Here is a 7,366-nt window from a genome sequence, read left to right as displayed (position 1 = left end):
AAGCTAAGAACATCGGGAGCCGTGTACACGGAAACGGGTACGCACGGATCTAACTGAGAGGTGCGCGGGATAATACCCGCCATCGACTCAACCCAACCCAGTGCCAGAAACCGCCGGGATGTTGTAAGTCCTCTTCAGTAATCGGGATACCGCAACGTAGGGAAACTTTCACCCAGATGCGATTCGGTACTAGGAGGAAGAAAGCGCGTGTCTCTTCTCTGTATGGGTGCTAAAGGATAGCTTGCCATCACTCCGAGTTGGAAATGTGCAATTATCTTAACCTCTCACTGATGGAGAAGGGGAGATAATTTCAAAGTTTCTTTCCCAGATAGGGAGACGTTAAAAAACCCGGCTTCAACAAAGTAAGCCGGGGCAAGCACTTATAAAAAATGACAGTTAAACCTTACCCGTGGATAGCAGGGGCATTGAAAGCTACTGGTGCTGCTTCACCCGCAGCCAAATCTAGAGGGAAGTTGTGAGCATTACGCTCATGCATTACTTCCATACCCAAATTGGCACGGTTAATCACATCTGCCCAAGTGTTAATTACGCACCCTTGCGAGTCGATGACAGACTGGTTGAAGTTGAATCCGTTCAAGTTAAATGCCATCGTGCTGATACCCAAAGCAGTAAACCAGATACCAATCACAGGTAAAGCTGCTAAGACAAAGTGCAGCCATCGGGAGTTTTGAAAGCTGACATATTGCCAAAATAGGCGTCCGAGATAGCCATGAGCCGCAACGATGTTGTAGGTTTCTTGTTCTTGACCGAACTTATAGCCGTAGTTTGCAGATTCGGTTTCGCTAGTTTCACGAACTAAGGTAGAAGTCACCAAAGAACCGTGCATTGCAGAAATTAAAGCACCACCAAACACACCAATTACACCTAACTGATGGAATGGATGCATCAGGATATTGTGTTCAGCTTGGAACACTAACATAAAGTTGAAGGTTCCAGAAATACCCAAAGGCATACCATCAGAGAAAGAGCCTTGACCAATGGGGTAAATTAAGAAGACAGCAGTAGCAGAAGCCAAGGGAGCGCTATAAGCTACACAGATCCAGGGACGCATTCCCAAGCGGTAGCTCAACTCCCATTGCCGTCCCATGTAGCAAGCGCAACCAATTAAGAAGTGGAAGATTACTAGCTGGTAGGACCCACCGTTGTAAAGCCACTCATCGAGGGAGGCAGCTTCCCAAATGGGGTAGAAGTGTAAGCCGATCGCATTTGAAGAAGGAACAACTGCACCAGAGATAATATTGTTGCCATAAATCAAAGAACCAGCAACAGGCTCACGGATACCATTGATATCTACGGGGGGCGCAGCAATAAAGGCGATGATGAAGCAAGTGGTAGCTGTTAGCAGAGTGGGAATCATCAGGACACCGAACCAACCGATGTATAGACGATTCTCAGTGCTGGTGATCCACTCACAGAAACGCTCCCAGACATTGGCGCTAGAGCGTCTTTGTAAGGTAGTAGTCATAGTTTAGAATAATTTCAAGGATTATGCACTGATTCTAGTTTGACGATTTGGCAAGCTGATTTAAAAGGTGTGAATTTACACCAAACCAATTTCGCCTATTCAGATTTAACGAAATCTACTTTTACGGCAAATCTCAGCTATACCTTTACACTAGCAGTTAGTCCAAATGGCAATCTTCTGGCAATCGGGGATACCCTTGGTCAAATTTCCCTATGGCAAACAACAGATGGACAGCAATCCTTAACCTGGGAAGCACACACAGGTTGGGTGCGTTCTATTGTATTTAGTGCTGACGGACAAACCTTATTTAGTGGCAGTGATGACCAAACTGTTAAACAATGGGATCTCACAGGTCGATGCGTACAAGTATTCAGGATGCACACAGGCTTTGTTTGGTCTGTATATCCTGGCTGATTGGTACTATTCACGCCTTCAGTAAATTTACTATCACCCCCTGACGCAATCTGGTTAATTGTTGGCCCAATGCCATAGATTAGCCAGTGAGTAAACCCCTGTGGCAGGGGTGCATCCGGGTCGTGGCAGATGAGTGCTAATTGCTGGGTTCCGGCTGGCAACCCACTCCATCCTAAAGGAGGTGAGATGTTTTCACCATCGCTGGTATACTGTTTCGGGATATGTTCTAAAGAAGTAAATGCAGGGCTATGAATCTGTAAATCTTTGATATTCAATGCTATTGTGTATTTCCTTTTGCAACAATCACCTGCATCGAAGAATTTATCGCAGGAGGACAGGTTGAGCATTAATGCGAATGCGGAAGAGGCTATAAGGCTTCTTACGGAAATCGCGTCCCTTTTGGTAGTTCACTTGACGGTGCAACTGGTTAGTGGGACTTAAACAAAAATTAAGCCCAAATGAAGCCTAAACTCGCTTTATAAGCGGCGAACACGTCCCGATTATGGGTCAACCAGTCAAAAAAACGAAAAGACATAGCTGTTCTAAAGGCTTCTAAAGCTTCAGTAAAGGTGTTCAAAGGTTTGTTCGCCCACCTTCCTGCTTCTTAAGCAGTGCGTTTTGTGTCGGGGTCTAAATCCCCGTCACAAAACGTAATTGCGAATTGCGAATTGGTTTAATGGCGATGTCATAAGTTTCTATCTTAAGAACCGTTTTTCAACTTAATATCTCATTAATCTCTGATTAATCTCTCAATGTTGGTTTTTTCAACATCTTCGTCTGAAAGGCTTGCCCTGCCATTCGTTGTATTTATGTTGACAGTGTTGACAGTGTTGTTGTTGTTGTCTCCCCATTATATACAGTTACTGGGACTAGGACTTGCTTCCGGCGGGATAGATCGTTAATGAAGTCTTCCGCTACAGACCCTACTGCACCTCCAACTAATCCTCCTGCAATAATACCAGCTAGTCCTGCTTTAGAGCCGATATAACTACCAGCAACAGCACCAACAATACTTCCAAATAAATTACCTCCAACTACAAGTTGAGATTCTTCCTCAGACAGTTCTTGCAATTCGAGTTCTTTAAGATTAGATAAATCAGACAATATGTTACTCATATCTATGCTCCTTAATTTTTGAGAAGCGATTTACAATTGCAGTAGTTTGCAATTGTTAAAGCAGTCTAAGCAATGCTTTTAAACTTATTAATACTCTACTAAGTGCTGTTAATTGCTGTACTATACATTATTTAATACATTTAAAATTATTAATTCAGTTGGTGAGTTGGGCGTGGTGGCAAGCTCATAAATTAGCGAGGTCTTGTAACGTGGCGAGGTGGCTTTAGTCAGCGATCGCTGTGACGGTGTGTAGGGCTATCGCTGTAATTGGTGGCGAGGGATAGGTTAGCGATGGCTGCGCCCGCCGTTCGCGTAGCGTCTCGCAGAGAAGGCATCGCAGTTTTTTTACCCCACCTCACAAAATCGCGTTGCTCCCTATCTGGGAAAGGCGATGTCTACGACGGGCGTAGCTGCGGCACTGACTGAGTTTTTCCCCTAGATTAAATGCTCCCGGTAAACGTCGGGAAGTCGGGGATCTTGTTTGTGACAAATGATTTGGGATTGCGATATCAGCATAGTAATGTTTTAGAATCTGGATAGAAGCAAAATATTTTCCCTACAGTTCCTCCTCTTAATATTCCAGCTATGACTTCAAGTGCGTACTTTAGCTATGTCGAAGACATCGCGCCAAAAAACACAATTCCTGCTCTAGAAAACGGTGACAGACTGACTCAAAGCGAGTTTGAACGGCGTTATCATGCTATGCCAGACCTAAAAAAAGCAGAATTAATCGAAGGAATTGTTTACATGGCATCCCCACTACGAATTACCCAACATGGTGAACCCCATGCTGCAATTATGACTTGGCTTGGTGTTTACAAAGCCTTAACATCTAGAGTTCAATTAGGAGATAATTGTACTGTACGCCTTGATGCAGATAATGAACCTCAACCAGATGCACTGCTGAGAATTGAAGTCGGGGGACAATCCAATATTAGTGAAGATGGTTACGTGGAAGGTGCGCCAGAATTAATTGCGGAAGTGGCTGCCAGTACTGTTTCAATTGATATACATGATAAACTTAAGGTTTATCGCCGTAATCAAGTACAAGAATATATAGTTTGGCGCTTTCAAGACAGAGAACTGGATTGGTTTCGACTAATAGAAGGTAAGTATATTCTGCTTGACTCCAATTCGGAAGGAATCATCAGAAGTGAAGTTTTCCCAGGATTATGGTTGGATAAAGAAGCCTTGTTCGCCGGAAATTTAGCGAAAGTAATTGAGATAGTGCAGCAGGGATTAACAACACTTGAGCATCAGAATTTTGTGAAGCAATTGTCTGATAGCTTGTAGAGACGCGTCAATAGTTGGAATCCCCCACTAAGTGGTTAGTGCTAAACACTCACCAGCTACTCTGATTCCAGACTTGCACTTGACGGTATGTTGTTTGAAATTGATGCTTATGCGGTAATTCCAAAAAAACGTGATTGAGGGCTGGTTCTAAGATCACCTACACAGCAAAGAGCCAATCGCACACCACAGACCTACAGTCGCTCTCAAAGTTAACCCAAACTTGCCACTGCCCCAGGTATCCGTTCCAGTAAGGCTCACCATCAGCAACACCAACAGCCGAGCCAACTTGGGAGACTAGCTCAGTGTAAAATCGACCAGCACTGTCGAGTCCTTCCCGCATTTTCATCTTCAGCCCTTTCCAGCCTCCAACAGCATCATTCAATGTTTGGAGAGTATGGTGTCTGTCAGCAACTTGTGTTGATAACTCTATATTATTGTTGACTGACACAGAATCTATTTTAGCGGAGATGGATAGTGGGATTGTGTCAGTAATTTGTGTTGGTAACTCTTTATTATTGTTGACTGACACCAACTCCCGATTTAACCAAGAATCGAAAATCACACCACGCCTATCATCAGGCGGGACAAACTTATACACACACTCCCGGTTTTCACGCTTACCCAACCGACCAACATAATTCAACTTCAAATCAATCTTGGCAAGTAATTTCTGTGCGATCGCTATGGGAGTAAATTTTTCCGAAATGGTGACGTTCAAACAAGTCTTGATGAGATACCGATTCTCCATCGCCGCCTTCTTCAACTCCTGCATCGCCTCGTCAGACCCTCGTAAGTGTTCCCCAGGTTTAAGAAACTGCAACAGATTCAGATTTTCCAGTAACAGCACAGCAGCTAATAGCTACCCCTTGTTAAAATCCGGCTTCCAAATGGAATTTTCCCCAGCTTCCAACTGCGCCTTAGCCCGTTTCGCATCACGGGTGGTCAGAAATTCCCGCCCCAGCGTCAAATAGTAGTGCATCCGCAGTTGAGGATACCAGCCGTTATCATCCTTCTCAACCAAATCAGGCGTAACTTCAATTTCATAGCGACGGGATAATTCGGCAAAGTGCTGCTGATGTCGTTCGGTTTTGGTTTTCGCCCTTGTGTCTTGCAACTTCTTGAGTTCAGCATCAGAAATGGTAGGAGAATTAGCGATCGCTTCACATTCAGCAGCATACAATTCAACAGACGCGGCTTTAACCGACTCGATTATTGCTCCACTCTCATCATCCGATGCATCGTTGGCATCTATAATAATGTACCCATCCTCAACCAACCCTGCAAGCACAGACTCCCGATAACGCCGCATCTCTACATTAATCACAGAACCACGCTTGCCCCAAGTTTGTAACGATTCTGGCTGAAAATTCTGATCAACATAGCTGTAATCGTCATTATCCGCCGCCGACAACAGCGCAATGTTAGCCCTCGTTGCAACGTGTTGGCTCCGCAACAATCCGCCTATGGAAGTAGAACCATTGCCCACAACACCCATACCCCACTCTCTCACCCAAATGTGACGGTCAACTGTCTCCCTAAGCCTTGCTAACATTTGCCGCACAGAGTTAACCGGCTGCACTCCCTGAAAAATCCCCCAAACAGCATCAAAATGTCCTTGAATGTCGATAGATACCCCAGTTTCTAAACTTGGAGAAGCGATAACCAAATCATACTGGGTCAAAATCTCATTGAGGTGAGCGATACACCCCATAGCTGGATGTGATGGGTCAGCAACAGATTCGCTGTCAATTCTCAGTATTCGTAAATGAGGGAATTTGCGGGGAAAACGTTCTTCCAATGCTTGCGTCCCCCATTTTGACTTGGCTTTCTGAGCAGAGCAGCACAACAGAAAGCGAGGTTGCCAAGACGATTCTGCATGGTGGCTGGCAGAGGGGCAAGGGGGCAGAGGTGCAGAGGAGAGTGTAGCTTCATTCGATAAGTCAGCAAAGTAAACAGCTTGATTTCCCACAACTCCAGTGCAACGGCTGTATTGTAGAGCGCGTCAAATGCTGGTTGACCCTTGGCGACGATAAAATCATCAACCCCTTTCTCTGCCCCTAGCGGTAAATCAATCACCCGCAGGGAACAACCCTCATTTACCAGCAGCCGTCCCATGCGACTGATAGCAGTTCTCACCCGTTGGACAGTCTCAGGTTTGTTGTTTTGGTCAAAGCAGATGTTGACCTGTCTTCCCTGTGTTGCGAAATGTTTCAAGTCGGGAATCAGAGATGGTTTACCGATGGCAGTACCTTACTCATCATGGGGTGTGCGGTATCCAGCGTTAACACCAGGAATTGCGATCGCAGCATAACCAGCAGTCAGTAACGCTCCCGCTTTTTTGACCCCTTCGACAATCGTCACCGGAACATTGTGCCGCCAAACCCAATGCCAGAAACCGCCAGGGTGTTGCAAGTCTTCTTCGGTGATGGGGATACCGCTACGATTGGAGACTTTCACCCAAATGCGATTCGGTACTAAGAGGAAGAAAGCGCGTGTTTCTTCTCTGTATGGGTGTTCGTACTTGATGAATTTGTGGATTTTTTGGCGGTCGCGTCGGGGTTGGTCTGGTTTGAAACAGCCCCACATCATCAGGACGTAGTTGTTGAGTGGGTCAACACCATTGCACCACCAGCCGCCTAGTTCAATGTGCTGGTATTTCTTCAAATCGCGATCGCGCAATCGTCCATCGTTGCGACGGGAGATTTTGGGACTGTAGAGCAGATATTCGTAGGGTGTTGTGCCGTGGAGCGATCGCACATTCAGGGCAATTATTTCTTCGTCAACGCCACTATTTAACCATTCTTGTTGATGTTTTTGGTGAAAATCATTATCTGGTATTGTGATTGCACTCATGTCTCCTCCAATGTATGACGCAAGAAAATGGAGCGGCATTTGGGAAATGCCGCTATTGATAGTCTTCGGATTGATGAAAAGCTAAGGGGTTGTTATCAAATAAGGAAAACCAACAGGAGGTTTCTTTATTTTTGAACAGTAAACAAATCTCTAGAGGAGTGATATTTCGTATGTAGCGGCTCTAAAACTGATTGATTTTAAATA

The 7,366-nt window shown here is 45.1% G+C and carries 6 protein-coding genes and 3 pseudogenes; 2 read left to right on the top strand and 7 right to left on the bottom strand.

The window, feature by feature from the left end; genetic code table 11:
- Window positions 1-403: 403 nt before the first annotated feature.
- A complete protein-coding gene (gene psbA, locus V7L05_RS20155; RefSeq protein ID WP_335166579.1) occupies window positions 404-1,486 on the bottom strand; it encodes a photosystem II q(b) protein in 1,083 nt (360 codons plus the stop codon).
- 39 nt (window positions 1,487-1,525) lie between these two features.
- Between psbA and V7L05_RS20150 the strand changes: the two genes are divergently transcribed.
- A complete protein-coding gene (locus V7L05_RS20150; RefSeq protein WP_335166577.1) occupies window positions 1,526-1,900 on the top strand; it encodes a pentapeptide repeat-containing protein in 375 nt (124 codons plus the stop codon).
- A 44-nt stretch (window positions 1,901-1,944) separates the two neighbouring features.
- Here the strand turns inward: V7L05_RS20150 and V7L05_RS20145 are convergent.
- From V7L05_RS20145 to V7L05_RS20135, 3 genes and pseudogenes are all read right to left on the bottom strand, one after another.
- Window positions 1,945-2,247: pseudogene (locus V7L05_RS20145) on the bottom strand (YbhB/YbcL family Raf kinase inhibitor-like protein); the annotation flags it as partial.
- Window positions 2,248-2,348: 101 nt separating this feature from the next.
- A pseudogene (locus V7L05_RS20140) lies at window positions 2,349-2,495 on the bottom strand (IS701 family transposase); the annotation flags it as partial.
- Between the two features lie 212 nt (window positions 2,496-2,707).
- Entirely contained in the window at window positions 2,708-3,016 is a 309-nt protein-coding gene (locus V7L05_RS20135; protein WP_335166575.1) for a hypothetical protein, read from the bottom strand.
- Window positions 3,017-3,601: 585 nt separating this feature from the next.
- Between V7L05_RS20135 and V7L05_RS20130 the strand changes: the two genes are divergently transcribed.
- Window positions 3,602-4,309 (top strand): Uma2 family endonuclease, encoded by a 708-nt coding sequence (locus V7L05_RS20130; RefSeq protein WP_335166573.1) that lies wholly within the window; start codon window positions 3,602-3,604, stop codon window positions 4,307-4,309.
- 157 nt (window positions 4,310-4,466) lie between these two features.
- On the opposite strand, the gene V7L05_RS20125 is transcribed toward V7L05_RS20130, so the two are convergent.
- The 3 genes and pseudogenes from V7L05_RS20125 to V7L05_RS20115 form a co-directional block, all read right to left on the bottom strand.
- A complete protein-coding gene (locus V7L05_RS20125) occupies window positions 4,467-5,156 on the bottom strand; it encodes a hypothetical protein (protein WP_335166571.1) in 690 nt (229 codons plus the stop codon).
- A gap of 12 nt (window positions 5,157-5,168) precedes the next feature.
- Window positions 5,169-6,107 carry a plasmid replication protein, CyRepA1 family gene (locus tag V7L05_RS20120; protein WP_335166569.1) on the bottom strand — a complete coding sequence of 313 codons (939 nt, stop codon included), beginning with the start codon at window positions 6,105-6,107 and terminating at the stop codon, window positions 5,169-5,171.
- A pseudogene (locus V7L05_RS20115) lies at window positions 6,062-7,162 on the bottom strand (DUF3854 domain-containing protein). The gene V7L05_RS20120 and the pseudogene V7L05_RS20115 overlap by 46 nt, the downstream one beginning before the upstream one ends.
- Between the last annotated feature and the right edge of the window lie 204 nt (window positions 7,163-7,366).

This window comes from Nostoc sp. (assembly GCF_036917755.1).
In the GTDB taxonomy this organism is placed as follows: domain Bacteria; phylum Cyanobacteriota; class Cyanobacteriia; order Cyanobacteriales; family Nostocaceae; genus Nostoc.
Note: the sequence above shows the minus strand (reverse complement) of the source record. Positions and strands in the feature narration are given on the sequence as shown.